Origin of the sequence: Glutamicibacter sp. 0426 (genome assembly GCF_001906485.1) — a bacterium.
Lineage (GTDB): Bacteria > Actinomycetota > Actinomycetes > Actinomycetales > Micrococcaceae > Glutamicibacter > Glutamicibacter nicotianae.
The window spans coordinates 31903-56415 of record NZ_MPBI01000008.1; the positions used below are offsets into that span (position 1 = coordinate 31903).

A 24513-nucleotide genomic window follows, 5' to 3' on the forward strand; every position below is an offset into this window, starting at 1 on the left:
ATGTGGGGCGAATCGCTTAGAGAATCGATTCCAGCCGGGCGTAGCTGGCTTCCATGCCATCGGCCATTCCGGTGGCGAGCATCGCGTCGCGAGCGGCCTTGTCGCGGTAGGTGACCAACGTGGTCACCAAGGTGCCGCCGGTGGTGCTGGTGAACGTCAGCTGGTTGACGGATCCGGGCACGCCGGAACCGAGCATTTCCTCTCCGCCTTCGAGCTGCTCGGTGCTCGCTTCATAGTGGCCCTCAACGCGTTCGAGGATCTTTCCGCTGAATCCGAATCCCTTGCCGCCATCGTCAGGGGCCCACCACAGCAGGTAGCTCTCGCCGACGCCGGCGGCCAATTCGCATTTGGTCATCTTCCAGCCATCGGGACCGTATTGCCAGCGCTTGACCAGTTCCGGGTCGTGGTGGGCGTCCCAGACCTGCTGGCGGGTGCCGCGGACCAGGCGGCTGACGCGAACCTGCGTGTCGTTGAGCAGTTCGGCTTCGGTGGCAAAGTTCTGCGCGTAGTCCCGCAGGTCGATGAGCACCTGCTCGATCTGGCTCATGGCCGAGCGTGTTCCGTCGATCATTCCCATTGCGACGACCTGTTCCAGGTCCGCCGCCGAAGCGTAGGTTCCGGTGACCGTGAGCTTCGTGCCTTCGGGCAGCGGGTCGAAGGTGAAGACCAGCCGCGAGGTGGGCAACTCAGCGTTCGGGCTGCCGTCATTGTTCGCGAAACCATCGATGACCTCGAAGAATTTCTGGTCGACCACTTCCTGCCAGTGCCAGTATCCGTGGAACTGTTCGCCTTCGGGCGAGGTCATGTGATAGTTCGAGTAGCCTCCGGCGGCGGCGTCGTGGCGAGTGAAGGTGGCCGGGTACTCTACCGGGCCCCAGAACTTCTCAATCTGGCGCGGGTCGAGGTAGGCGTCCCAGAGCCGGGCCACGCTGACCGGGAATTCTGCGTGGACGGTGAGCGTCAAGGACTGGACATCTTTATCAATGGACGTGACGGGCATGGGAATGCTCCTTAGGTGTCCTCGGAGGCAAGGAAATCGTCGAGCCGGCTGATGCGCTGGCGCCAGATTTCCTCCAAGGAAGAAAGTAGTTCTTGTGCGTGCCGGATGGTGTCCGGCTGGCCGCGGACTATGCGTTCGCGGCCACGTGCGATTTTCCTGACCAGGCCTGCGGCTTCCAGGGCGGCAACGTGCTTCTGCACTGCTGCAAAAGACATGTCGTAGCTTGCCGCCAGATCCGAAATGCTGATCTCGGCGTGAAGCGTCCGCCGCACGATGTCCCTTCGTGTGGCATCTGCCAAGGCGCGGAAGACCTTGTTTACCTGTTCTTCGCTCAGCTCATATACAACCATTTGGTTGTATATTACTCTCTCCCTCGCAGCAGGTAAAGGGGCATTCGGGAAAAGATGGAAAACATTCTGGTTGACTTTTCACCCCCTTTTCCAGTCAATAAGGTGAATTGTCCACTATCAATCTTTGTGCGGCAGCGGGGACTCTTCTCAAGGCACCGCCCGTCGCCTAGGCTTGTGGGAACGGCGGAAATCGAGCCTTGCTAGCGAGGAGATTGCATGAGTGGGTTCTCCATTGATTGGCCTGGCGCATCGCGTCGCGCCCAGCATGCTCATGAGCTCTTGGGCTCCAGCGGAGCCGGCGTTGCCGATCTCCCATTGCGTCAGGATGTGCGGGATTCCTGGAAGCGATCATTGGAAAGCTCCGCTGACCTGCGTGTCCCGTCGGTACTGAGCGATGACCATTTGCGTCTGGCGCGCGAACGAAGCGAACTCCAGCGGATCTGGCCAGTTTTCGAAAAACTCCTGGTCCCGTCCGCCATGGACGCCAATCTCCTGGTGGCCCTTGCTGATGCAGGCGGAACCTTGCTGTGGGTAGCGGGTGGAAATGGCGCCATGAGCCAAGCCGAAGGCGTGGGATTCATGGCAGGTGCCGACTGGGCCGAGAAGAGCGTGGGCACGTCCGCGCCGGGGATGGCGCTGGCAACGGGCGCCGGTTCGCAAGTCTCTGGTGCTGAGCACCTCTACGAGCAGGCCCACCGCTTCAGCTGCTCTGCGGTGCCGATTCGCGATCCGCGCACGGGTCAGGTCATTGGCGCAATAGACCTGACCGGCGGCCCGGAGGCCATTGCCACGCACTCGCTGCCGCTGCTGCAAGCCGCGGTCATGGCCGCGGAAACGCAGCTGCTCCTGCCCGGCGCCGGCGTCGTGGCCGACCCCGACTACCTGGACTTGGGGCGCAGTGACGGGGCCCACCTCGGCTCGACGCCCGTATCCCTGCGCCATGCGGAGATCCTGACGCTGCTGGCGCATTACCGCGAAGGCCTGAGCACCGCGCAGCTGGTCGAGGAGCTGTTCGAGCGCCCGGATGCCGCGGCCGAAGGCACCGTCCGCGCCGAAATCGTCAGGCTGCGCAAGGTGCTTGCGGGTTCCCCGGGCCGCAACCTGACCTCGCGCCCCTACCGCCTGCAATGGGACCTGCAGACGACCTTCGGCCGGCTCAGGCAAGCACTGGAAGCCGGCGAACTCGAAGCCGCCCTGCCGTTGTACTCGCCGGGACTGCTGGCCCGCTCCCAAGCACCTGGCATCGTGGCACTGCTGCACCGGATGGAAGCGGCGCTGCGCGAAATGGCGCTGGACCGCGGCACCGCCCGGCAGCTGCTGAACCTGGGCCGCCAGCTGGCCGACTCGGACCTGTTGCGGGCAGCCCTGCGCGAGCTTCCTGCGCAGTCGCCGGCGCGCTCGTTGATCGTTGCCGAGGTCCAGGAACTCGAATCCTGAGGTCCCGGATTATCGCAGTTCGCGCATCTTCTGCAGCACCAGGGCCAGTGCCGGCCACGCGCTGCGTCCGGCACGCGTCCGGGCGAAGGCCCGCAGCCGCAAATCTGGCCGGTGCAGCGGCAGGATCGACAGCCCTTCGCGTGCGGGACGGTTCTCGGGCAGCAGCCCTACCCCCATCCCGGCGAGGACCAGGTCCTCGACCAGGTCGAGGCTGTCGGCGTGGTGGCGCACCCGCGGGCTGAAGCCGGTCATCGAAGACAGCAGGCGCAGCACCGCCTCGTCGGCGATATTGCGCGAGTTGCCGATCCAATCCCGTTCCCGGAAGGCTGCCAGCACGCCAGCCGCTTCCGGCAGCGCTCCCGCGCCCAGGCGCGCTGCATCGGCCGCGGGAACACCCAGTCCCCAGGGGGTGCTCCACAGCTGAAGGCTGTCGACTTCCGGGCCGATCGTGTCCGGGGCCAGGTTGTAGTCGTAGGTCAGGGCCAGGTCGATGTCGTCGGCGGCCAGCCGTTGGAGCGCCTCGGCAGGTTCCAGCTCAAGCACCACGATCTGCACCGCCGGGTGGTCGCTGGCCAGCTGCTGGATGATCGGCATCAAGGTGGTGCGGATGGCCGTGGCGAAACCCGCAACCCGCACCGTGCCCGACGGCGCAGCCTCGGGATCCAGATCCAGCCGGGCGGCATCCACTGCACTGAGGATGCCGCGGGCATGCTCGGCGAGCCGGCGGCCGGCTGGTGTCAACCGCACCCCGCGGCCGTCGGGTGCCAGCAGCTTGACGCCGACCTCCCGTGAGAGCTGTGCGATTTGCTGGGAGACCGTTGAGGTGGTGGTGCCCAGCACGTCTGCCACCGCCCGCATCGAACCGGTGCGGGACAGCTCGTACAGGTATTGCAGGCGGCGGGTTTCCATGGAGAACATTGTCCATGAATCTTGAACGATATGTCGATAATTCTCGCGTGGACATGGATGGCCTGGGTGGTCTCTACTGGATCCATGACTTCAACCCCTGTGCGCGCCGTGAATTCAGCTGGTGCCGGATCACTGATGGCCGTGGCCTCGATGAGCTGCGTCCAGCTCGGGCTGGCTGCCTCCATCGGCCTGGCCGCAACTCTGGGCTCCGACGGCGTGGCATGGCTGCGGCTGGCCTGGGCTGCGGTGATCCTCGTGGCCTTCGCCCGGCCCTGGCGGCTGCGCTTCAGCCGCTCCACGCTGGTGATGTGCGCGCTGCTGGGGCTGGCTACCGCAGGCATGACGCTCTCCTTCATGCGTGCCGTCGAGACGATCCCGCTGGGCACCGCCAGCGCCCTGGAATTCACCGGGCCGCTGGCCGTGGCGCTGGTCCAGGGGAGGGGTGCCGGGCGCTGGTGGGCCTTGGCCGCGGCGGCCGGGGTGCTGGGCCTGACCGAACCCTGGAGCGGATCGGCCGACCTGGTCGGCGTGCTCTATGCCCTGGGCGGGGCCGTCTGCTGGGCGGCATATGTGCTGCTGACCCAGCGCGCCGGAGATGCGGTGGACGGGGTCGGGGCCCTGTCGGTATCGATGCCAGTCGCGGCCCTGGCCGCCACGCTGGTGGTTGGCCCAGGGGTAGCGGGGCGGCTGGATCTGCCGGTGCTGGCCATCGGCCTGGGCTTGGCCCTGCTGCTTCCCGTCGTGCCCTTCTGCCTGGAGCTGCTGGCCCTGCGCCGCCTGGCCGCCTCGGCTTTCGGCACCCTGATGTGCCTGGAACCGGCAATCGCCGCCACCGTCGGCGTGGTCTTCCTGCACCAAGTGCCCAGCATGGCGGCCCTGGCCGGGCTTGTGCTGGTGATCGCCGCAGGCATCGGAGCGGCGCGGACCGGGCGGCGCGATCCGGCTGGCGCCGAGCGCGAACTGCAGCCGGCAGCGCCGGCTCGCCAGCCCGGCTGAGGCCCGTTCCGCCGGCCCGGAACGCTGCAACCTTCCTGCAACCTTTGGGTGACTAGAGTCACATTCAAGGTTCCGCGATGAGGCAATCGCGGCCAGGACATCCGATGAAGGAGACGTGGAGCAATGGCGGTTTACGCAAATCCGAATACCGATGGGGCGCTGGTAGATTTCAAGCCACGCTACGAGAACTACATCGGCGGCGAATGGGTGGCCCCGGTCAAGGGCATGTACTTCGAGAACATCACCCCGGTCACCGGCAAGGTCTTCTGCGAGGTGGCCCGATCCACCGCAGAAGATGTCGAAGTCGCGCTGGACGCGGCGCATGCGGCGGCACCGGCCTGGGGCAAGACCAGCCCGGCAGAACGCGCAGTCATCCTGAACAAGATCGCCGACCGCATCGAGGAAAACCTCGAAATGCTCTCCGTGGCCGAGACCTGGGATAACGGCAAGGCGATCCGCGAGTGCCTGAACGCCGACCTCCCGCTGGCGGTGGACCACTTCCGCTACTTCGCCGGTGCTATCCGCGCACAGGAAGGCAGCCTCTCCCAGCTCGATGAGGACACCACCGCGTACCACTACCACGAGCCGCTGGGCGTGGTCGGCCAGATCATCCCGTGGAACTTCCCGCTGCTCATGGCCGTCTGGAAGCTCGCCCCGGCCCTGGCCGCCGGCAACGCGATCGTGCTCAAGCCAGCCGAGCAGACCCCGGTCTCGATCCTGGTGCTGATGGAGCTGATCGGCGACCTGCTGCCGGCCGGCGTGCTGAACGTCATCAACGGCTTCGGCGTGGAATGCGGCAAGCCGCTGGCATCCAACAAGCGCATCCGCAAGATCGCCTTCACCGGCGAAACCACCACCGGCCGGCTGATCATGCAGTACGCGTCGGAGAACCTGATCCCGGTCACCCTGGAGCTGGGCGGCAAGTCCCCGAACATCTTCTTCGAGGACATCGCCGCCAAGGACGACGCCTTCTACGACAAAGCGCAGGAAGGATTTACCCTGTTCGCGCTGAACCAGGGCGAAGTCTGCACCTGCCCATCGCGTGCGCTGGTCCAGGAAAGCATCTACGACCGATTCATGGGCGACGTCGTGGCCCGCACCAAGGCCATCAAGCAGGGCCACCCGCTGGATACCGAGACCATGATGGGTGCCCAGGCATCCAACGACCAGCTGGAGAAGATCCTCTCCTACATGGACATCGGCAAGTCCGAGGGGGCCAAGGTGCTGCTCGGCGGCGGGCGCGCAGATCTGGGCGGGGAACTCTCGGGCGGCTACTATGTGCAGCCGACCATCTTCGAAGGCACCAACGACATGCGCATCTTCCAGGAGGAGATCTTCGGGCCGGTGGTCGCGGTGACCAAGTTCAAGGACTACGACGACGCGATCTCCATCGCCAATGACACGCTGTACGGCCTGGGATCGGGCGTGTGGAGCCGCAACGGCAACGTGGCCTACCGCGCCGGCCGAGCCATCCAGGCAGGCCGCGTGTGGGTCAACCAGTACCACGCCTACCCGGCGCACTCCGCCTTCGGCGGATACAAGTCCTCGGGCATCGGACGGGAAAACCACCTGATGATGCTGGACCACTACCAGCAAACCAAGAACCTGCTGGTCTCCTACTCGGAGGACAAGCTCGGCTTCTTCTAAGCCGGGGAAGCACCATTCCACCCGAACCGCCCGGTTCGGAAATCCATCCCACGAACTTCAAAGGCGCGCGGTCCGCCCAGGACCGCGTCCGGGGCACGATTGGCCTCATTTCCCGGACCCGCAAGGGTGTCGCGCGCCTTTGAAGCCATGCAAAGGACAACGTACATGAGTACCATGAAAGCCGCAATAGTCGAGAACTTCAGCGATGAACTGACGGTCGGGGATACCCCGATCCCGCAGCCCGGACCGGGCCAGGCCCTGGTCAAGCTCATCGCCTCCGGCGTCTGCCACACCGACCTGCACGCCGCAGAGGGCGACTGGCCGGTCAAGCCGAAGCTTCCGCTGATCCCCGGGCACGAGGGCGTGGGCACCGTCGTCGCCGTCGGCGAGGGCGTCACCGAGGTCGAAGAGGGCGATGTGGTCGGCAACGCCTGGCTGGCCAGCGCCTGCGGCAGCTGCGAATACTGCCGCACCGGCTGGGAGACGCTGTGCGAATCCCAGTCCAACGGCGGCTACTCGATGGACGGCTCCTTCGGCCAGTACATGCTGGTGGACGCGAAATTCGCCGCCCGCATTCCCGAGGGCTCCGACCCGCACGAGATCGCCCCGGTGCTCTGCGCGGGGGTGACCGTCTACAAGGGGTTAAAGATGACCGGGGTGCGCCCGGGCCAGTGGGTCGCGATCTCCGGCATCGGCGGGCTGGGGCACATCGCGGTGCAGTATGCGGTGGCCATGGGCATGCGCGTGGTCGCGATCGACGTGGCCGACGACAAGCTCGCGCTGGCCACCAAGCACGGGGCGGAGCTGACGGTGAACGCGTTCGCGCAGGACCCTGCCGCGGTGATCCAGGAGAAGATCGGCGGGACCCACGGGGTGCTGGTCACAGCGGTGCACCCGGCAGCATTCGGGCAGGCCATTGGCATGACCCGGCGCGGGGGAACGATCGTGTTCAACGGCCTTCCCGCCGGCGACTTCCCGGCACCGATCTTCGACATCGTGCTCAAGGGCCTGACCATCCGCGGCTCGATCGTCGGCACCCGCCAGGACATGATCGAGGCACTGGACTTCTATGCGGCCGGCAAGATCAAGCCGACCTTCCACACCCGTCCGCTGGAGGACATCAACGCCGTATTCGACGAGATGCGCCACGCCAAGATCGACGGGCGCGTCGTCATCGACTACACTGCATAGCCCGGTGCGCGGCCCGGCAGGAGCTTCCTGCCGGGCCGCGCGCAGCGGCCCACCATGAACAGGAGCAGGCCATGAGCACCGTCACCGAAACGCGCGCCGCCATCGAGGGAGAGGATTTCTCCCGGGTGGCTTTCACCTCCGACGCCCTTCAGCTGCTGCGCAAGCTGTGGCGGATCCATGGCCCGCTGATGTTCCACCAGTCCGGCGGCTGCTGCGACGGGTCCTCGCCGATGTGCTATCCGGCCGGCGAATTCCGCACCGGCGGATCGGACATTCTGCTCGGCGTGCTCTCCCTGGACGATGCCGAGGGCGCCGCTTTGGGCGAGATCGACTTCTGGATGTCCAAGGAGCAGTTCGAATACTGGAAGCACACCAAGCTGACCGTCGACGTGGTCAACGGCCGGGGCTCCGGCTTCTCCGTGGAGGCACCGGAAGGCAAGCGCTTCTTGATCCGCAGCGAGATCATCGAATTCCCTGCCGGCTAGCACTGGCACTAGTCTGGGCCTATGCGCCTCTGGTCCCTGCACCCCTCACTGCTCGACGCCAAAGGGCTCGTCGCCTGCTGGCGTGAAACCCTGCTGGCGCAGAAGGCGCTGGCGGGCCAGACCAAGGGGTACACGGAGCACCCGCAGCTGCTGCGGTTCAAGGCGCAGCCCGCTCCGCTGGTGCATCTGGGCGGCTACCTGCAGGGCATGCTAGACGAGGCCGATGCCCGGGGCTATCGCTTCGACGCCGCCAAGATCCTGCATCCGGCAGCCCCCGCGCAGCTGCAGAAGATCCCGGTCACCGGCGGGCAGGTGCGCTTCGAGCGCGAACACCTGCTGCGCAAGCTGGCCGTCCGGGATCCTGCGCGCATCGTCCGCCTGGAACCAGCCGGCCAGCTGGCCCTGCATCCGCTGTTCGTGCAGGTCCCGGGACCGGTGGAGTCCTGGGAGAAGGACCCGCTGGCCGCTTCCTAGAGCAGTTCCGCGCGCAGCTGCGCCGCCGACTTCGGCGAGAGCAGCCCCGGGGCCACATCGTAGACGGTCTGCGCGCCGGTGATCCCGGCCTGGTTCATGCGGTGCACGGCGCGGGCGTAGGCCACCAGCACGCTGGAAGTGAACTCGGGGTTCGAGCCCAGCGCCAGCGAATACTCGATGACCTGCTTCTGCGCATCGCTGGTGTTGCCCGAGCGGATCACGAAACCGCCGTGCGGCATCGCCGAATGCTCGGCCGCCAGGGTCTGCTCGTCGATGATTTCAACCGTGGTGTCGTACTGGTCGAAGTAGTGCTCCATGGTGACGATCGCTTCGCGCACCGCCTCGGCGTCCGCGCCGTCCTCGAGTACCACGAAGCATTCGCGCTGGTGCTTTTCGCGGGTGCCCAGGGCCGGGCGCTCGCCGGCCCGCACGCGGTCGATCGATTCCTGGCTGGGTATCGTGTACTGCACGCCGGCGGCGACACCCGGCACGCGGCGCACCGCGTCCGAGTGCCCCTGGCTCAGGCCGCGGCCCCAGAAGGTGTAGGTCTCCCCGTCGGGCAGCAGCGCCTCGCCGTACACGCGGTTGATCGAGAACATTCCCGGATCCCAGCCCGCGGAAATCAGCGCGGTCTTGCCGGCGGCCTTGGCCGGGACGTCCACGGTTTCGAAGTACTCGGGGATGCGCGCGTGGGTGTCGAAGCTGTCCACCGTGTTGTACAGCGCCGCGTACTTCGGGCCCTGCTCCGGCAGGTCCGACTTCGAGCCGCCGCACAGGATGAGGACGTCGATCTGGCCGGTGTGCTGCTGAAGATCGGCGATGGCGAAACGCGGTGCCGGGCTGGCCAGCTGCAGGTCCTGCGGGTCGCGTCGGGTGTAGACGCCGACCAGCTCCATGTCCGGGTTCTTCGCGATCGCGGCCTGCACGCCGCGGCCGAGGTTGCCGTAGCCGGCAATGCCAATACGGATTTTAGAGGTCATGATGATGGGATTCCTTTGGGGTCAGCCGGAGCGCGGTGCCGGATGCCTCGCTGACCCGCGGAGCATCCGATCTGCAGCACGCGCATGGTCATTACCTCGGATTATTCCAAAGAACTCTGACACTAGGTAAATGCGAGCTGACTATGTCGCCTGGGTATCCTGAACGGGCAGGCAACTGCCACGGCTCATCGTTGCCACAATGGTTGGCTTATCGGAACCATTGTGTGAACAACGCGAGCTGCTGCGGCCCCCGCACAGGCATCTGTGGTGGATGGGCGGGGGACGAAGGCAGGTTCTAGCGGCCGAACAGGCGGCTGAAGAAGCCGGTTTTCTGCTCGTTCTCGTGGCCCTGGCAGCGGTCGCGGGCGGGAACGCCGCGCATGACCGAATCAACGTGCTGGCCGCACCCGGCCCATGTGGTCTTGCCGCATTTCTTGCAGGAAACCTGTCGGCACATCGGGTGCCTCCTTTTCTGGCGTGATAGCCGTAGATCTATGAAAGTGAAAGGAAGAGCTTTTCCAGCTCCTCGATGGTCAAGCCGTCTTCGGCTTCGGCGGTCTGCTCCGGATCAACCAGGCAGTGCTGCATGGCCGAGGAAACGATGGCGAATCCTGCGCGGTCCAGCGCGGTGGATACGGCGGAAAGCTGGGTCACCACATCGCGGCATTTGCCGTCGCCCTCCACCGAGTTGATGACAGCATCAAGCTGGCCGCGGGCCCGCTTCAGGCGGTTCAGGATTCGCTTGCGTGTGGCTTCATCCGCATTGCGCATGATGTGCTCCATTTCGAAAAGACCGTGGGGCGGACCCCGGGGTTATGGCTCGGACGTCTGCGCGGCGGCCAGTTCGGCGTGCACGGCGTCCATGTCCAGGTTCTTCAGCGAGACGACCAATTCTTCCAGGCCTCGGGAATCCAGTGCGCCGGGCTGGGAGTAAACCAGCACGCCGTCCTTGAATGCCATCAGCGTCGGGATGGAAGTGATCTGGGCGGCGGCCGCCAAGTCCTGCTGCGTCTCGGTGTTGACCTTGCCGAAGACCACGTCCTCGTGCAGGCCGGCCGCGGTGTCGAAGACGGGCGCGAAGTTGCGGCACGGGCCGCACCAGGCTGCCCAGAAGTCGACCAGCAGCATCTGGGAGGACTTGACGGTTTCAGCGAAGTTCGTCTCGGTCAATTCTAGCGGTTTCATGGGTATTCCTATGGGTAGATGCGAGCTAGCCCGCAGTCGGGGCCGGGCCAGCGGGGGCTTTGCGCCAGGGACAGATGGCGGCCACTGCCGGGACCTTGGTGCAGAGCACCCAGGCAACGGCGACGACCGTGGCGGCACTGGCAAGGACGAGTCCTGCCGGATTCGGCAGTTCCTGGGACAGGACGAAGATGCCCATGGCCAGGACGAAATAGCCGAATCCCCGGCGCAGCTTCTGCTCCGGAACCCGGGCGGTCAGCCGTGCCCCGACCAGCGAGCCGATGATCGCCGCCGCGGTAATGGACAGCGCCAACGGCCAGTTGACCGAAGTGGAATTCAGGTGCCCCAGCATTCCGGAGGCCGAATTCAGCGAGATGACCAGCAAGGACGTGCCGACCGCGTGCTTCATCTGCACCCCTGCCAGCAGCACCAGGGCCGGAACGATGAGGAATCCGCCGCCGGCCCCCACCAATCCGGTAACCATGCCGACTGCCAGTCCGACGGGAATGTACAGCAGTAGCGACCGCCCCTTGGCCGCGGCATCGTTGTCCTTCTTCCGTCCGCGGATCATGTTCCGTGCGCTGGCCATCATGATGATGGCGAAGGCCGCCATCAGAACGCCACCGGGAATGGCGGCGCTGGCCAGGCCGCCGAGCAGCGCGCCGCTCATGCTCGAAGCGGCGAAGACCAGGCCTGCGGCCCAGCGGACATTGCGGGCCCGCGCATGCGGCAGCAGGCTGGCCAGCGAGGTCGCGCCCACCACGAACAGCGACGTGGTGATGGCCTCTTTGGCTTCCATGCCCGCCACATAAGTGAGCAGTGGAACCATCAGGATGGAACCGCCGCCACCGAGCAGGCCCAGGGCAAGGCCGACGACGACTGACAGGGCCAGGACCAGTATCAAAAGTGGTTCCACTGCCCGCGCCTACTTGCCGTGCGGGTTCAGCTGCTGCCCGGCGTCGGGGATCTGCGCCAGCGGGTTGGCCTTGCCATTGGTGCTTGCCTTGTTCCACGGCATCTTGGACAGCACGCTGGCCATGGCGCAGGAGTTGCTGGCCGCGGAGTAGACCAGGCCCGCTCCGATGCCCGCGGACAGGTAGCCGAGCTTGGGGCTGGCCAGCTTGGAGCCGATGAAGCCCAGCAGCACCAGCGAGCCTGCGGTCATGCGAACCTGGCGGTCCATGGCCCAGCGCTGGGTGCCGCGCACCACCTCGCCGCCGGACTTCTCCCAGGCGGAGATGCCGCCATCCAGCACGCTGCCGGATTCGATCTGGAGGTCGGCCAGCTTCTGCTGCGCCTGCCCTGCGCGGGTGCCGGACTGGCAGACCAGCACGATCTGCTTGGCCAGCTTGCGGGTCACGTCGTGGGCGTGTTCCGCTACCAGGTCCAGCGGCAGGTTGTACGAGCCGGGGATGTGCACGGATTCGAATTCCGCGGGGGTGCGCACATCCAGGACTGCGACGGCCGAATCCTCGGCGGCCAGCAGGTTCTCCAGGGTCGCGGGGTCCATGACGTTGATGGGGGTGCTCATATTTCGGGTGCTTCCTTGGGGTTCGGGATGGGTCAGGCGTTGGTCTTGTGCATGGCTGCGGCCCAGCCGGCATAGCTTCCGGCCAGCTCGATTACGTCGTAGCCGGCATCGCGCAGGGCGCTGGCGACGATCGAGTTGCGCAGTCCGCTCTGGCAGTAGGTGACGATCTTGCCGTCGGCCGGCAGTACGTCGAGGGACCACAGGGCGCGCCCGCCCGAGATGTGCTTGGCGTTCGGGATGGCGCCGGCGGCGAACTCGCTGCGGTTGCGCACGTCCAACAGCAGTGCGTGCTCGAAGTGCTCCAGCTCGGCCGGGGCCACGCTTGGCGGGGTGAAGGCCGGCAGCCCCTCGAGGCTGGTCGCGTAGCCGGACACCGCGTCGATGCCCACGCGCATCAGGTGATCGCGCATCTGCTGCGCGGCTTGGAGGTCCTCGGCGAACAGGATCAGCTGGCGGTCATCGGCTTCCGGGTCGAAGGCCCAAGCTCCGAAGTTCGCCATCTTGGCGATGGCGGGGATGGCCAGCGCGCCGGCGACGGTGCCCTCGGCCACTGCCAGGTGTCCGCGGGTGTCGACGAAGACCGCGTCATTCGAGGCAGTCTGCTCGATGATCTGCTCCGCCGTGAACTCGACGAGCTCGGGCAGGGGGCCGAGCACCTTGGCGCCATCGCGGTTCTGGCGCTTCATGCGGGCGAAGTAGGCGTGGGCGTCGGGCTGGCCGTCGAGCAGCTCGGCGATGAAGCCTGCCTCGTCGTTGCTCGCCAGGTAGCTGCCCCACCAGGCGAAGTTGCGTTCGTAGCCCACGGTGGTGGAGGGCACGGCGCCCAGCGCCTTGCCGCAGGCGCTGCCCGAACCGTGGCCCGGGTAGACCTGGATGTGGTCGGGCAGCTGCAGGAAGACGTTCTTCAGCGAGGCGAAGAGCTCCTTGGCCCCGGCGAAGCGGGTGTCCACGCCGCCGGCCGCCTCGTCCAGCAGGTCCGGGCGGCCCAGATCGCCGGCGAAGATGAAGTCGCCGGAGAGCATGTAGCCGGGCTGGTCGCTGAAGGCGCCGTCGGTGATGAGGAACGAGAGGTGCTCCGGGGTGTGGCCCGGGGTGTGGCGCGCGGTCACGGTGATATTGCCCAGGGCGATGGTGTCCTTGTCCATCAGGCGTTCGGCCTCGAAACCGTACTGCCAGTCGGCCCCGCCCTCGCCCGAGACGTAGGTGGCCGCTCCGGTGGCGGCGGCCAGTTCGCGGGTGCCGGAGAGGTAGTCGGCGTGGATGTGCGTTTCGGTCACCGCAACAATGCGCATCCCGTGCTTGGCGGCCAGCGCCAGGTACTCGGAGATGTCGCGGCGGGCATCGACGACGATCGCCTCGCCCTTGGCCTGGCAGCCGATGAAGTAGCTGGCCTGCGCCAGGTCTTCGTCGTAGAAGCGTTCCAGAAGCATGGGATGTCCTTTCGTCGGGGGAGTCTGGAACTACCATAAACTATACCCCCGGGGGTATGTCAAAAAATAGGGGTGGGGGTATGCGTGAAGGCGTGTCGAATGACTGTGCTGATGGTGGTGGAATCTGGTGGAAAATGCCGCGTCAGGAGGTGGTATGCAGAGCGGAGCCTTCCTGCGGGCCGGGGAAGGGCGCTACAGCCTCGGGAAGGTGCGCATCCACCGGTCCAGCTGCCCCAGCTGCACCGGGTCCAGGGTGGCAAGAAGCTGAAGATTTCCGTCATCGCCGGGATGCAGGATGCCTGCATGGTCTTCGGGAACGCCGGCCAGCGCTCCGCCGGCTGCGGAATCCGCCGGAGCGCTCGCCGGGGTGGAGATGAAGAACAGTGCGGGCGAGCCGGTCCAGGTTTCATGCACCGACAGCGTGCCCTCGGTGAAGCGCAGGGTTTCTTCAAGCTCCAGCCAGCCGGTCAGCCCGCACGTAGTCAGGTCGATGCCCGGTTTGGGAGTGGTCTTCCTCCAGCCGGCTGCGAGCGTGTGCGCCGAGAACTTCACCGCGCCCAGTTGCAGATCCGGGATCCGCGACAGGAGCGAGTCGATCTGATCGAAGCTGACCTGCGGCTTCCGGCTGAACAATCCCCCCATGCCTACAGGCTCTCCAAATGCTCGGCCAGCTTGTTGCTGGCGGTGCGCAGGTGTTCTTCCAGCACCTTCGCGGCGGCGGCCGCCTCGCCCTCGGAGATCAGCTGCAGCAGCCGTGCGTGCTCGGAGGCAATGTCCTTGGTGGACAGCAGCGTGGCATCCTGCACGTGGGTCATGCACAGGCGGATCTCGTCGGTCAGCTGCGCGTAGATTGCGCTGGTGCGCCGCGAGCCGAGCGCCTGGACCAGGGCGGCATGGAAGCGGATGTCGGGATCGATGATGTCGATCGGCGAGGCGCCGACCAGTTCGGTGATTTCCGCATTGGCTTCCCGCGCCTCGGACGGGACCTCGCGTAGGGCGGCCAGCAGGCGCACGGCCTCTGCTTCGATGATGGCGCGGGTGCGGTAGATATCGAGCGCATCGCGCGCGGAGAGCAGCGTGACCCTTGCGGTCTGGTGCGCATTGCGGGTCAGCAGGCCGCTTGCGACAAGGTTCTCCAGTGCGGCCTTGGCGGTTGGACGGGCAACTTCGTATTGCGCGGCGACATCGACCTCGGCCAGCGGGGTGCCGGGTGCCAGTTCGCCGCTGAAAATCCGGGCGCGCAGTGACCGGATGACCGCCTGGACTACGGAAACGACACCTAAACGGGCTGCCACAAGGGTCCTTTCGAGCCGCGAAAAATATCCCTAACAAGTATCCCACGAATCGTACTACTATGGCATGTGTACTTGTAAGACAATTTCCGTATTCGGCAAGCTCTGCTTGCCAACTGCACAGGAGCGCACCATGGCATTGAGCACGCCAGCACTCGGAGAAACGACGGTTTCATCCGGAATCCTCGACTTGGTCGGCGACCAGGACCGTGTCAAGACCCGATCCATCGATCGCGTCGCCTATGCCTCGGATGCCTCGCACTACCTGTACACCCCGGAAGCTGTCGTGCTGGCCAAGGATGCCGCGGAAGTCTCCGCGCTGCTTGCAGCGGCCGCGCGGGACAACCAGCCGGTCACCCTGCGCTCCGGCGGCACCTCATTGGCCGGACAGGCCAGCGGCGACGGCCTGATGATCGACGTGCGCCGCAACTTCCGCGGCATTACCGTGCTCGACAACGGAGCACGCGTGCGCGTGCAGCCAGGCGCCACCGTCCGCCAGGTCAACGCCCGCCTGGCCGTCTATGGCAGCAAGCTCGGGCCGGATCCGGCCAGCGAGGCGGCCTGCACCATCGGCGGCGTGATCGCGAACAACTCCTCGGGCATGGCCTGCGGAACCGAGTTCAACACCTACCGCACCCTGGAATCCATGACGTTCGTCCTGCCTTCGGGCACCATGATCGACACCGCGGATCCCGAGGCCGACCGCAAGCTGGCCGCCGCCGAGCCGCAGCTGGTCGCCACCCTGGACAAGCTTGTCAAGCGCGTGCGCAGCAACCCTGCATCGGTGGCCAAGATCGAGAAGCACTTCGGGTTGAAGAACACCATGGGCTACGGCATCAACGCCTTCCTGGACTACGACACCCCGGCCGAGCTGCTGGCCCACCTGATCATCGGCTCCGAGGGCACCCTGGCCTTCGTTGCGGAGGCGGTTTTCCGCACCGTGCCAATCCGCAAGCTGGCCATCGCCACCCTGGCGGTCTTCGACAACCTGGATCTGGCCACCCGCGCACTGCCCGAACTCGTGGATTCCGGCGCAGCTACGCTGGAGCTGATGGACTCCACCTCGCTGCGCGTGGGCCAGTCGCTGCCCGGCGTGCCCGAAGCCATCATGGGCTTCGAGGTCGACCAGCAGGCCGCCTTGCTGGTCGAATACCATGCGGACTCAGAAGAGGAGCTGGCAGGGCTGCGCACAGCTGGCCAGTCGCTGCTGGACGCAGCCGCATTGCGCGCCCCGGCGATCCTGTCCCCGGATGCCAAGAACCGCCAGGCCGCCTGGAAATTCCGCAAGGGACTGTATGCATCGGTGGCCGGCGCCCGCGCCACCGGTACCACCGCGCTGCTCGAAGACGTCGTCGTCCCGGTCGAGACCTTGGCTGAAGCCTGCGGCAGCCTGCAGGAGCTGTTCACCGAGTACGGCTACGAGGATTCGGTGATCTTCGGCCACGCCAAGGATGGCAACATCCACTTCATGCTGACCGACCGCTTCGAAGGCGATACAGCGCTGAACCGCTACAACTCCTTCAACGACAAGATGGTCCAGCTGATCCTGGACAAGGACGGCAACCTCAAGGCGGAGCACGGTACCGGTCGCGCCATGGCGCCATTCGTCCGCGCGCAGTACGGCGATGAGCTCTACGAGGTGCACCTGGAACTGAAGGCAGCCTGCGATCCGCGCCTGATGATGAACCCCGGGGTGATCATCGACGAGGACCATGCCGCGCACATCCGCAATATCAAGCTCAACGAGACCATCGAGGTCGAGGCCGACCATTGCGTGGAATGCGGCTACTGCGAGCCGGTCTGCCCGTCCAAAGACCTGACCTTGACCCCGCGCCAGCGCATCGTCGTGCGCCGCGCCATCGCCAAGGCCGAAGCCGAGGGCAACACCGAGCTGGCTGCCGAGCTTGAGCGCGACTACGCGTACAACGGCGTGCAGACCTGCGCCGTTGACGGCATGTGCGTCACCGCTTGCCCGGTCGGCATCAACACCGGCCTGCTGGTCAAGCGCCTGCGCCGCGAAGACGCGCACCCTGTGCTGGAAGCCGGCTTCAAGGCCGCGGCCAAAGGCTGGGGCGGGGCCACCCGGGCTGGTTCGCTGGCCCTGAGCGTCGCCGACAAGTTCCCGACGTCGCTGGTCCGCGGCGTTACCGATGTTGCCCGCAAGGTGGTCAGCACCGACGTCATGCCGCGCTACGACGCTGAACTGCCTGCCGGCGGCAAAGCGCGCAAGCCGATGGCCGGGAACCTGGGGGCCGCGGGCACCGAGCCGCTGGCCATTTACCTGCCTGCCTGCGTGAACTCGATGTTCGGCCCGGCCGGCGACGGGGAAGGTGTTGCATCGTCGTTCACCAAGCTGCTGCACGCCGCCGGAGTCTCGGTTTATGTTCCGGAGGGCATCGAATCCACCTGCTGCGGCACTCCATGGACTTCCAAGGGCTACGCGCAGGGCCATGAAGTCATGGGCCAGCGCGTGCTGGAAGAAGTCCGCGCCGCCATGCCTGGCAAGAACCTGCCAATCATCTCGGACGCCTCCAGCTGCACCGAAGGGTTTGCGCATACCCTGGCCGAGCACGGCTATGACGTGGTTGACCTGCTGGCATTCACTTCGCAGCACCTGCTGGACAAGCTGCCAGAGCTGCACAAGATCTCCTCGGTCACCTTGCACCCGACCTGCTCCTCCACGCAGATGGGCCTGAATCCGGACATGCAGAAGATTGCCGAGGCTGTGGCAGATACCGTGAACACCCCGGTGAACTGGGGCTGCTGCGGTTATGCTGGCGACCGTGGAATGCTGCATCCGGAGCTGACCGAGTCGGCTACCGCTCGCGAGGCAGCTGAGGTCCGTGAACTGGATGCGCAGGAACACGCTTCATGCAACCGCACCTGCGAACTGGGCATGACCCGGGCGACGGGCAAGGAATACCGCCACATCGTTGAACTGCTGGCAGAAGCCGCCGGCAAGTAGAGTCCGGAACCAAGCCGCCTGGGAGGCAGCTTCCAGGCGGCTTCGCCATATCCTGCGGCCCGAAGCCAGCGGTTTCAACCGGATTGCTAGCCAAGAGAGTGCGCAGTAGTTGCCTGCCGCCTATCAGGCGGCGACACATTCGGGGTCATCAGGCGGCCTCAGCCGTTCTTTGAGTTTTTGCAGCCAGGTGCCGTCGCGCATCAGTTGCGGGAATGGCTTGTGCGCGTACCCGGTGGCTGGTGGTGCGGTGGATTTGTAGGACATGGCCGAGCCGGGGCAAATGGTGATGCTGTGCCCGTTGCCGTAGGTGGTGTATTCGTACCATCCGGCGGCTTGCTTGGCCTTGTTGCAGGCCGCGCATCGGCCATCGCCGTTGGACACGGTGGTTTTGCCGCCGCGGGCGTATTGCTTGACGTGGTCTATTTCTTCCACGATGCCGTCGCAGAACGGGGTTCGGCAGTGCCGGTCGCGTACGGCGATGAACTTCTTGAGCTTCTCCGGGAAGAGCCGCGCCTTGGAGTCCATGGAAATGAGTTCCTGGTCGCCCGGCGCGGTGTAGAAGCGGGCGAGTTCGGTGCGCACTTCGATTTGCTCGATGTTTTCGCGGGTGACTTTCGCTTCCATCTGCTCGAAGGTCAGGTCATTGGGGATCTGGTGCCCGCCGATCCATTCACGCACGCTCTGGGCAGGGATGTAGCCGTAGCCTTCCAATAGCGCTGGTTCGCGTTCGCCGGCGAACAGGGACCGATCGGTCATGATCACCCCGATGTTCAGGGCGACGGGCATTTTGGAGGGTTCGCCGATCATCATGTAGCTGAAGAGCAAATCGGCGCGGATCTGGGTGCGGGTGCGCGGGTCGCCTTTCTTGCGCAGGGTCTTGGATTCCTCGTCCAGGTAGCGCTTGAGGCACATGCCGGGCAGCAGGGGGTACTCGCCGCGAATCTTGATGCAGCCGCGCTGCTGGTCAATTTCCAGGGTGAGGTTGCGGTCTTCCTCGACGGTTTTCTGCTTGATGGATTCCTGATCAGAGGTGTAGGAAAGGACGAATTTGCGCACGGTTTGCGTGATTTGGCGGGTGCCCATGGACTCGAACATGTCGGGGTTCTGGGCAAAATACTGGTCGAATTCGGTGCGGCGCTGGGCTCTGAGGTCTTGGAGCGGGGTCAGGATGGCCTGGGCTTGCGCTTCGGTGAATTCTCCGCGGGAACAGGCGGCGGCCAGGTGAGGGGTGTCTTCGAAGAGGATGCGGCAGTTGACCAGGTAGTTGCGCATGCCGTGCGGGGATTGCTTGCGGGCCAGTGCAACGCAGGCGGCGGCGCCACGGGTTTGGTCATCCATGTGGACGCCGCGTTCCTCGTGGTCGCGCACGAAGTCCTTCTCGATCTGGTGGGAGAGGCAGGCCTGCCGGTAGCGGATATAGGAGGCTAGTGCTTCGAGGCCTTCGATGGCGTGGGCGCATTCGGCTTTGGTGCCGTGTTCTTCGAGCTGGACGAGGTCGTCGTTCAGCTGGTCCAGATGCAGGTCGAAGGCATCTGGGGGTGCTGGTGGGGTCAGGCCGTTTCCGTGCGCCTTTGCTTCGGACATGTTCTAATTGTACTTCTATTGCTCGAATATGTCTTCTAATATTGTGGAAAACCTCGGTGGTTTTCGATGTGCGCAGGGAGGATCGGGGCGCCTGCGGTGCGGGTGGCGTGCGGCGATTTGTGCATAATTATGCACTCCAGATAATGAATTCCATCTCAGTGCACGGATTCCGCATGGACCAAGATTTCGGTTAAACCCCAAGAAGAGGGCACAATTGGCGAAAAATTGTTGGATTCTGGAACAGCTGGGACGGATCGGGCCGTGACATGATATTCCAGTTCAGAACTTCCACGCGCAGCGCCCGTCCGCATCCTGGGACGGGGCGCGGCGGCAATACCACCCCATTGAGGATCCGCGATGAATCGCAAACCATCCGTGAGCGCCGGCCCGGCCACCTTGCTGGGCGCGCAGCTGCGCCGCCGCAAGTCGATCACGAATATGATCGCCGAGGCAGAAACCAATGCAGGAGCAGGCCAACTGCGCCGCACCCTGGGCATGTGGCAGCTGACCATGATCAGCGTCGGCGCCACCATGGGCACCGGAATCCTGGTGATCCTTGGCGATACCGTGCCGATCGCCGGTCCGGCCATCTGGATCTCGTTCGTGATCGCCGGCATCACCGCGCTGCTTTCGGCGATGTCCTACGCCGAAATGGCCGGCATGGTCCCGGTGTCCGGCTCCAGCTACTCCTATTCCTATGCGACCATGGGCGAAGGCATCGCCTGGATCTGCGGCTGGTGCCTGGTGCTCGAATACGCCGTGTCCGTGGCCGCGGTGGCCGTCGGCGCGGGCCAGTACGTGAATGAAACGCTGCGCACCTTCGGCATGGAGCTGCCTGCGGCGCTGGCTGGCGGCCCGGCCGAGGGCGGGGTGGTGAACCTGCCGGCGCTGATCGTCGTCGTGCTGGCCACCGTGCTGCTGGTGCGCGGGGCGCGCGAATCGGCCATCGTGAACTCGATCGTCGTGGCCATCAAGGCAGGCATCCTGATCTTCTTCTCGGTCGTCGCCTTCAGCGCCTTCAACGCGGGCAACTTCGAGCCGCTGCTGCCGATGGGCGCGGCCGGCGTGACCGCGGCGGCATCGAGCGTGTTCTTCTCCTATATCGGCTTCGACGCCGCCTCGACGGCCGGCGAGGAAGCGAAGAACCCGAAGCGCGATCTGCCCCGGGCCATCATGCTCTCGATGCTGATCGTGACCATCACCTACGTGCTGGTGGCAGTTTCGGCGATCGGCGCGCGCGAATGGAACTGGTTCGAAGGCGCCCAGGCGCCGCTGGTGCAGATCGTCGGCGAACTGACCGGCCAGCCGATCTTCGTGCTGGCCTTCGCCGTGGCCGCCGTGCTGGCCATCGCCTCGGTGGTGCTGACCGTGCTCTACGGCCAGACCCGCATCCTCCTGGCCATGTCGCGCGACGGGCTGGTGCCGCCGGTGTTCGGCAAGGTATCGCGCCGCACCGGCACCCCGGTCGCCGGCACCTGGATCACCGGCATCCTGGTGGCGATCACCGCCGGGTTCATCCCGCTGGGCGCGCTGGCCGACGCCACCAGCATCGGCACGCTGTTCGCTTTCGCGCTGGTCGGCGCCTCGGTGATCTACCTGCGCCGCAAGCAGCCGCAGGCCCCGCGGACGTTCAAGCTGCCGCTGTATCCGGTCACCCCGATCCTGGGCATCTTCGCCTGCCTGTTCCTGATGAGCCAGCTGGGCTGGCACACCTGGCTGGTGTTCATCATCTGGATGATCGTCGGCGTGGCGCTCTACCTGGGCTACGGCCGGCGCCGTTCGCGCCTGGGGCAGCTCAGTGCGCAGGACTATGCGGCCAGCCACGCAAGCGCGCAGTAGCCGCGCAGCCTGCGGCAAGCGGGCGGAACCCGGCATGCAAACAGCATGCCGGGTCCCGCCCGCTTCGTTACCTAGTAGCCGAGCCCGAAGCCGTATTCGAACAGCGCGCCGTCGGCGTTGGAAGGCCGGCACTCTCGGACACTCCTGTTCAGGACATGGCCGAATTTGAGGGATGCCCTTGAAGTCGTCGAATCTGAATCAACTCTGCGTCGCCCATCTGAACCCGCTAGCAAAAGTCGTGCAGCGCATCCTCTTCGTCGACTGCTTGGCCGTAAAAGATCAGCAGCTGCGAGTGCATCGGCACCGTCATCAATTAGAAGTGCCGCTATGTTTGAGTGGTGTGGGGTTCTTCTCTGCCGTCAATCAGGAAGCCCAGTACTGGAAGACCTTCTGCACCACTGTGTGCCAAGGCCGGGCGCCATCAGTCCACCCACTACCCGGTGCACCCGTGTCCTTATTGACGATGAGTGCTGCCAGCGAAGGCTCTCCGCGGTTGATGCAGTCATCCGAAAGGTCGTCCAGGACGTGCCGCAATTCGTAGAAGACGCCCACTCCTTCGATGCCGATTGCCTTGCCCAGTTCGCCGTAGGTAACGATAGTGCGCCGCATAGCAGCCATAATCAATGCCGCTCGGGCCTGAGCGACTTCTGCAGTCCTGTCTTTTCTAGCCATGAGCTAATCATGCCCCAGCACGACGGCGAAGCTATCAACGGCGCCGTCAAAGAATGCCCATGCTCCATCTACCTTTGATGGACAGGTGGCGGTTGGTGGCCGAACGTACAACGCGTATGGCCCACCGGTCGCCACCCCGTACGGGTGATGACCGGTGGGCCATGGGGTGCAGTGCGGCTAGTAGCTCAGCCCGAAGCCGTACTCGAACAGCGCGCCGTCAGCGGTTTCCGCATAGCCCGGCAGGTCGCTGAACTGCTCGGTGATCGCCTCGCGGGTGCCGGCCAGCGCGAACGGCATGCGTCCCTGCGGGGCGAACTTGCCCGAGAGGATGTCCATCAGCGCGGTGTCGGACATGCCGAAGCCGGCGACGATGGCGCCTGCATCGCGCAGGCCGCTGGCCTCGTCCATGACGAATGGCTGGCGGAAGTACACGTGCAGCACGACCTTGCTCGGGTCATCGACCTCGCTCATGACCTGCTTGATGGTATCCAGCGAGGGGCTGATTTCCCAGGACTCGGACTCGGCCATCCCGGTGAAGTCCAGGGTGCTCGATTCCCAAGGCAGCGAGCCGCCGAAGCGCAGGCCGTCATCGGTGCATTTCTCCCCGCCCTGTGTCACGCAGGCATCGGCCGCTCCGAACGGGCTGTTCCCGTCCAGGCCTTCTACTCCGTCCATGGTGATCGGGTTGATGTGCTCCGGGTTCATGCCGGATTGAGGGTCATCGGACTTGTAGGAGCTGGTGTTCTTGTTGTTCACCGACACCGAGATCAGCGCGTAGTCGCTGCCTTCGGCGCTCGGGCGCTGCGCTGGGTCCTCGGTGTTGCCATTGATGACGCCGTAGCCGTAGCTGGCTACGGTTTCTTCGGTGAAATCGCCCAGGATGTAGACATCCGAGTTCTCCTTCAGCGGCAGCACCTTGCCGCCATCGGCAGCTTCCTTGTTCTGCAGCAGCACCGCGGACTTGCGCTGCAGGTCCAGGCCTACCTCTCGGTGCTCTGCACTCCCGACGATCCCGCCGGCCGCTTCGGCATCCACATAGGGATTCTCGAACAGGCCCATCTGGAACATCGGGGTGGTCAGCCGCGTGGCCGCCAGATCGACGCGTTCCTCGGTGATCAGCCCGGAGGCGACCAGATCGGTGATGGTGGCAACATCGTGGAACCCGGAGAGGGTGTCGGTGCCGCCGTTGATTGCCGCGGCCACGCGCTCGGGCACCGTCTTGTCCTCCAGGCCCCATGCGCGATCGGTGATGATGCCGGTGTCGGAGTTGACGTAGCCGTCGAAGCCGAGTTCGCCACGCAGCAGGTCGTTGACGATCTGCTTGGAGAAGGCCATGCCGCTCGAATCATAGGTGACGCCGTTGTGGGTGACCTCCATCGGTGCGCCGTAGTACGGCATGATCGAGGAAACCCCGGCCTCGATGGCAGCTTCGAAAGGCTTGAGGTGCTCGCCGAACGCGCCACCCGGGTAGACCTGGGTCTTGCCGAAGGAGTAGTGCGGATCCAGTCCGAGCTCCTGCGGTCCGCCGCCGGGGAAGTGCTTCATGGTCAGCGCCACGGAGGTTTCTTCGCTCAGCGATACCCCGTCCTGGTCCACAGGCCCCTGCAGGCCCTGGACCAGGGAGGTCATGATGTTCGAGTTGAGGTCCGCGTTCTCGGTGAAGGTCTCATGGGCGCGGTACCAGCGCGGCTCGGTGGACAGGTCGGCCATGTAGCCGTACATGCCGCGCAGGCCGATGGACTCCCACTCGGCGCCCATCACCGAGGTGAAGTCCTCGATCACCGACATGTCGCCGTCGGTAGGGGTGGCTCCGGTGGCCTTGGCCTGCTCGCCCAGGGCCGCGGCGGCCAGGCCGGCTTCCTTGGGGAAGGCGGTGAAGGCGCCGGCCGATTCGTTGATGCCAGCGCGCGCATCGGGGTCGATGTGGTTGCGCGCATTGGACTTGTACAGCATCGGGATGCCCAGGCGGGTGCCTTCGCCCAGCTCCTGGATGGTGTTCATGTATTCCGCGGCTTCGGCCGGGGTCAGCGAGGTGCTGGCGCTGAAGCCGCCGGAGGAGGAGCCGCAGGTGGCCTTGTCTTCGCTGGTGACGGTGTTGCGGAAGATGAAGCGGTGCATCTTCTGCTCGTTGATGTAGTCCAGCGCGTTCGGGTCCAGGGTGCCGCGGGTCTGGGTTTCCGGATCGCAGGCGGCGTTGAGGGTGTCGATGAGCATCAGGCCGGCCTTCTCCTGCAGCGTCATCTGCGACACCAGGTCGGCTGCACGCTCTTCGGCGGGCTTGCGCCAGTCCTCGTAGGCATCGAGCGTGCCGTTGGAGTTCAGGTCCTTGAAGGTGCGGCCCTTGACCTTGATGGTGTTCTTGGCGCGTGCCTCGATGGCCGGGGGCTTGCCGTGGTTGCCCTCGTTGCCTTTCGGCTCTGCCAGCGCGCCGGGTGCGCCGAGGCTGAGGACCAGCGGCAGGGCCAGTGCTGCCGCGGCGGCACGCGTGGTGCGCCGCCGGTTCGGTGAATTCTTCATGCGTAGCTCTTCCTTGAGTGACGAATCGTGCG

At 65.4% G+C, this 24513-nt stretch carries 23 protein-coding genes; 8 read left to right on the forward strand and 15 right to left on the reverse strand.

The annotated features are described in order from the left end of the window. Positions 1–16: 16 nt before the first annotated feature. Positions 17–1000 carry an SRPBCC family protein gene (locus BKX98_RS15775; RefSeq protein ID WP_073707962.1) on the reverse strand — a complete coding sequence of 328 codons (984 nt, stop codon included), beginning with the start codon at positions 998–1000 and terminating at the stop codon, positions 17–19. 11 nt (positions 1001–1011) lie between these two features. Beyond that, positions 1012–1350, reverse strand: coding sequence for a helix-turn-helix transcriptional regulator (locus tag BKX98_RS15780; protein WP_038993615.1), 339 nt, complete (start codon positions 1348–1350; stop codon positions 1012–1014). Positions 1351–1566: 216 nt separating this feature from the next. Here BKX98_RS15780 and BKX98_RS15785 point away from each other — a divergent pair, with 216 nt between their 5' ends. After that, on the forward strand, positions 1567–2787 hold the full coding sequence (locus BKX98_RS15785; RefSeq protein WP_052254091.1) for a GAF domain-containing protein: 1221 nt from the start codon (positions 1567–1569) through the stop codon (positions 2785–2787). Positions 2788–2796: 9 nt separating this feature from the next. Here BKX98_RS15785 and BKX98_RS15790 read toward each other — a convergent pair whose 3' ends face one another. Then, the gene (locus BKX98_RS15790; RefSeq protein ID WP_073707987.1) at positions 2797–3696 is read right to left on the reverse strand and encodes a LysR family transcriptional regulator; all 900 of its coding nucleotides are present in this window, start codon (positions 3694–3696) and stop codon (positions 2797–2799) included. A gap of 84 nt (positions 3697–3780) precedes the next feature. Here BKX98_RS15790 and BKX98_RS15795 point away from each other — a divergent pair, with 84 nt between their 5' ends. The 5 genes from BKX98_RS15795 (at position 3781) to BKX98_RS15815 (ending at position 8489) form a co-directional block, all read left to right on the forward strand. Continuing rightward, positions 3781–4692, forward strand: a complete 912-nt coding sequence (locus BKX98_RS15795; RefSeq protein WP_073707988.1) for a DMT family transporter — start codon at positions 3781–3783, stop codon at positions 4690–4692. 123 nt (positions 4693–4815) lie between these two features. Further along, positions 4816–6339 carry an aldehyde dehydrogenase gene (gene adh, locus BKX98_RS15800; RefSeq protein WP_073707963.1) on the forward strand — a complete coding sequence of 508 codons (1524 nt, stop codon included), beginning with the start codon at positions 4816–4818 and terminating at the stop codon, positions 6337–6339. Between the two features lie 165 nt (positions 6340–6504). Next, the gene (gene adhP / locus BKX98_RS15805) at positions 6505–7530 is read left to right on the forward strand and encodes an alcohol dehydrogenase AdhP (protein ID WP_066144596.1); all 1026 of its coding nucleotides are present in this window, start codon (positions 6505–6507) and stop codon (positions 7528–7530) included. A gap of 71 nt (positions 7531–7601) precedes the next feature. After that, positions 7602–8015 carry a DUF779 domain-containing protein gene (locus BKX98_RS15810; protein WP_073707964.1) on the forward strand — a complete coding sequence of 138 codons (414 nt, stop codon included), beginning with the start codon at positions 7602–7604 and terminating at the stop codon, positions 8013–8015. A 21-nt stretch (positions 8016–8036) separates the two neighbouring features. After that, positions 8037–8489, forward strand: coding sequence for a pyrimidine dimer DNA glycosylase/endonuclease V (locus tag BKX98_RS15815; protein WP_073707965.1), 453 nt, complete (start codon positions 8037–8039; stop codon positions 8487–8489). On the opposite strand, the gene BKX98_RS15820 is transcribed toward BKX98_RS15815, so the two are convergent. From BKX98_RS15820 to BKX98_RS15855, 9 genes are all read right to left on the reverse strand, one after another. Further along, positions 8486–9469, reverse strand: a complete 984-nt coding sequence (locus BKX98_RS15820) for a diaminopimelate dehydrogenase (RefSeq protein WP_073707966.1) — start codon at positions 9467–9469, stop codon at positions 8486–8488. The genes BKX98_RS15815 and BKX98_RS15820 overlap by 4 nt on opposite strands. 295 nt (positions 9470–9764) lie before the next feature. Next, a complete protein-coding gene (locus BKX98_RS17165) occupies positions 9765–9926 on the reverse strand; it encodes a hypothetical protein (RefSeq protein ID WP_162989147.1) in 162 nt (53 codons plus the stop codon). Between the two features lie 35 nt (positions 9927–9961). After that, complete coding sequence (locus BKX98_RS15825; RefSeq protein WP_038993621.1) at positions 9962–10240, reverse strand: metal-sensitive transcriptional regulator; 279 nt, start codon at positions 10238–10240, stop codon at positions 9962–9964. A 42-nt stretch (positions 10241–10282) separates the two neighbouring features. Next, positions 10283–10654 carry a thioredoxin gene (trxA, locus tag BKX98_RS15830; protein ID WP_038993623.1) on the reverse strand — a complete coding sequence of 124 codons (372 nt, stop codon included), beginning with the start codon at positions 10652–10654 and terminating at the stop codon, positions 10283–10285. Between the two features lie 25 nt (positions 10655–10679). Beyond that, the gene (locus tag BKX98_RS15835) at positions 10680–11567 is read right to left on the reverse strand and encodes a sulfite exporter TauE/SafE family protein (RefSeq protein WP_073707967.1); all 888 of its coding nucleotides are present in this window, start codon (positions 11565–11567) and stop codon (positions 10680–10682) included. Positions 11568–11576: 9 nt separating this feature from the next. After that, entirely contained in the window at positions 11577–12182 is a 606-nt protein-coding gene (locus BKX98_RS15840; RefSeq protein WP_073707968.1) for a rhodanese-like domain-containing protein, read from the reverse strand. Between the two features lie 32 nt (positions 12183–12214). Continuing rightward, on the reverse strand, positions 12215–13612 hold the full coding sequence (locus tag BKX98_RS15845; RefSeq protein WP_073707969.1) for a rhodanese-like domain-containing protein: 1398 nt from the start codon (positions 13610–13612) through the stop codon (positions 12215–12217). A 192-nt stretch (positions 13613–13804) separates the two neighbouring features. Continuing rightward, positions 13805–14254 carry a hypothetical protein gene (locus tag BKX98_RS15850; RefSeq protein ID WP_038993627.1) on the reverse strand — a complete coding sequence of 150 codons (450 nt, stop codon included), beginning with the start codon at positions 14252–14254 and terminating at the stop codon, positions 13805–13807. Between the two features lie 2 nt (positions 14255–14256). Continuing rightward, positions 14257–14907: a GntR family transcriptional regulator gene (locus tag BKX98_RS15855; protein WP_073707970.1), complete on the reverse strand. Its 651-nt coding sequence runs from the start codon at positions 14905–14907 to the stop codon at positions 14257–14259. Positions 14908–15037: 130 nt separating this feature from the next. On the opposite strand from BKX98_RS15855, the gene BKX98_RS15860 reads away from it, so the two are divergent. Further along, entirely contained in the window at positions 15038–17869 is a 2832-nt protein-coding gene (locus BKX98_RS15860) for an FAD-binding and (Fe-S)-binding domain-containing protein (RefSeq protein WP_073707971.1), read from the forward strand. 123 nt (positions 17870–17992) lie between these two features. On the opposite strand, the gene BKX98_RS15865 is transcribed toward BKX98_RS15860, so the two are convergent. Beyond that, positions 17993–19453: an HNH endonuclease gene (locus BKX98_RS15865; RefSeq protein WP_038993629.1), complete on the reverse strand. Its 1461-nt coding sequence runs from the start codon at positions 19451–19453 to the stop codon at positions 17993–17995. A gap of 357 nt (positions 19454–19810) precedes the next feature. Between BKX98_RS15865 and BKX98_RS15870 the strand changes: the two genes are divergently transcribed. Beyond that, positions 19811–21292 (forward strand): amino acid permease, encoded by a 1482-nt coding sequence (locus tag BKX98_RS15870; protein WP_073707972.1) that lies wholly within the window; start codon positions 19811–19813, stop codon positions 21290–21292. 363 nt (positions 21293–21655) lie between these two features. Here BKX98_RS15870 and BKX98_RS15875 read toward each other — a convergent pair whose 3' ends face one another. Together BKX98_RS15875 and BKX98_RS15880 are read right to left on the reverse strand one after the other, a co-directional pair. Next, positions 21656–21964, reverse strand: a complete 309-nt coding sequence (locus BKX98_RS15875; protein WP_143181160.1) for a hypothetical protein — start codon at positions 21962–21964, stop codon at positions 21656–21658. Positions 21965–22141: 177 nt separating this feature from the next. Beyond that, on the reverse strand, positions 22142–24481 hold the full coding sequence (locus tag BKX98_RS15880) for a glycoside hydrolase family 3 N-terminal domain-containing protein (protein ID WP_073707974.1): 2340 nt from the start codon (positions 24479–24481) through the stop codon (positions 22142–22144). Positions 24482–24513: the final 32 nt, after the last annotated feature.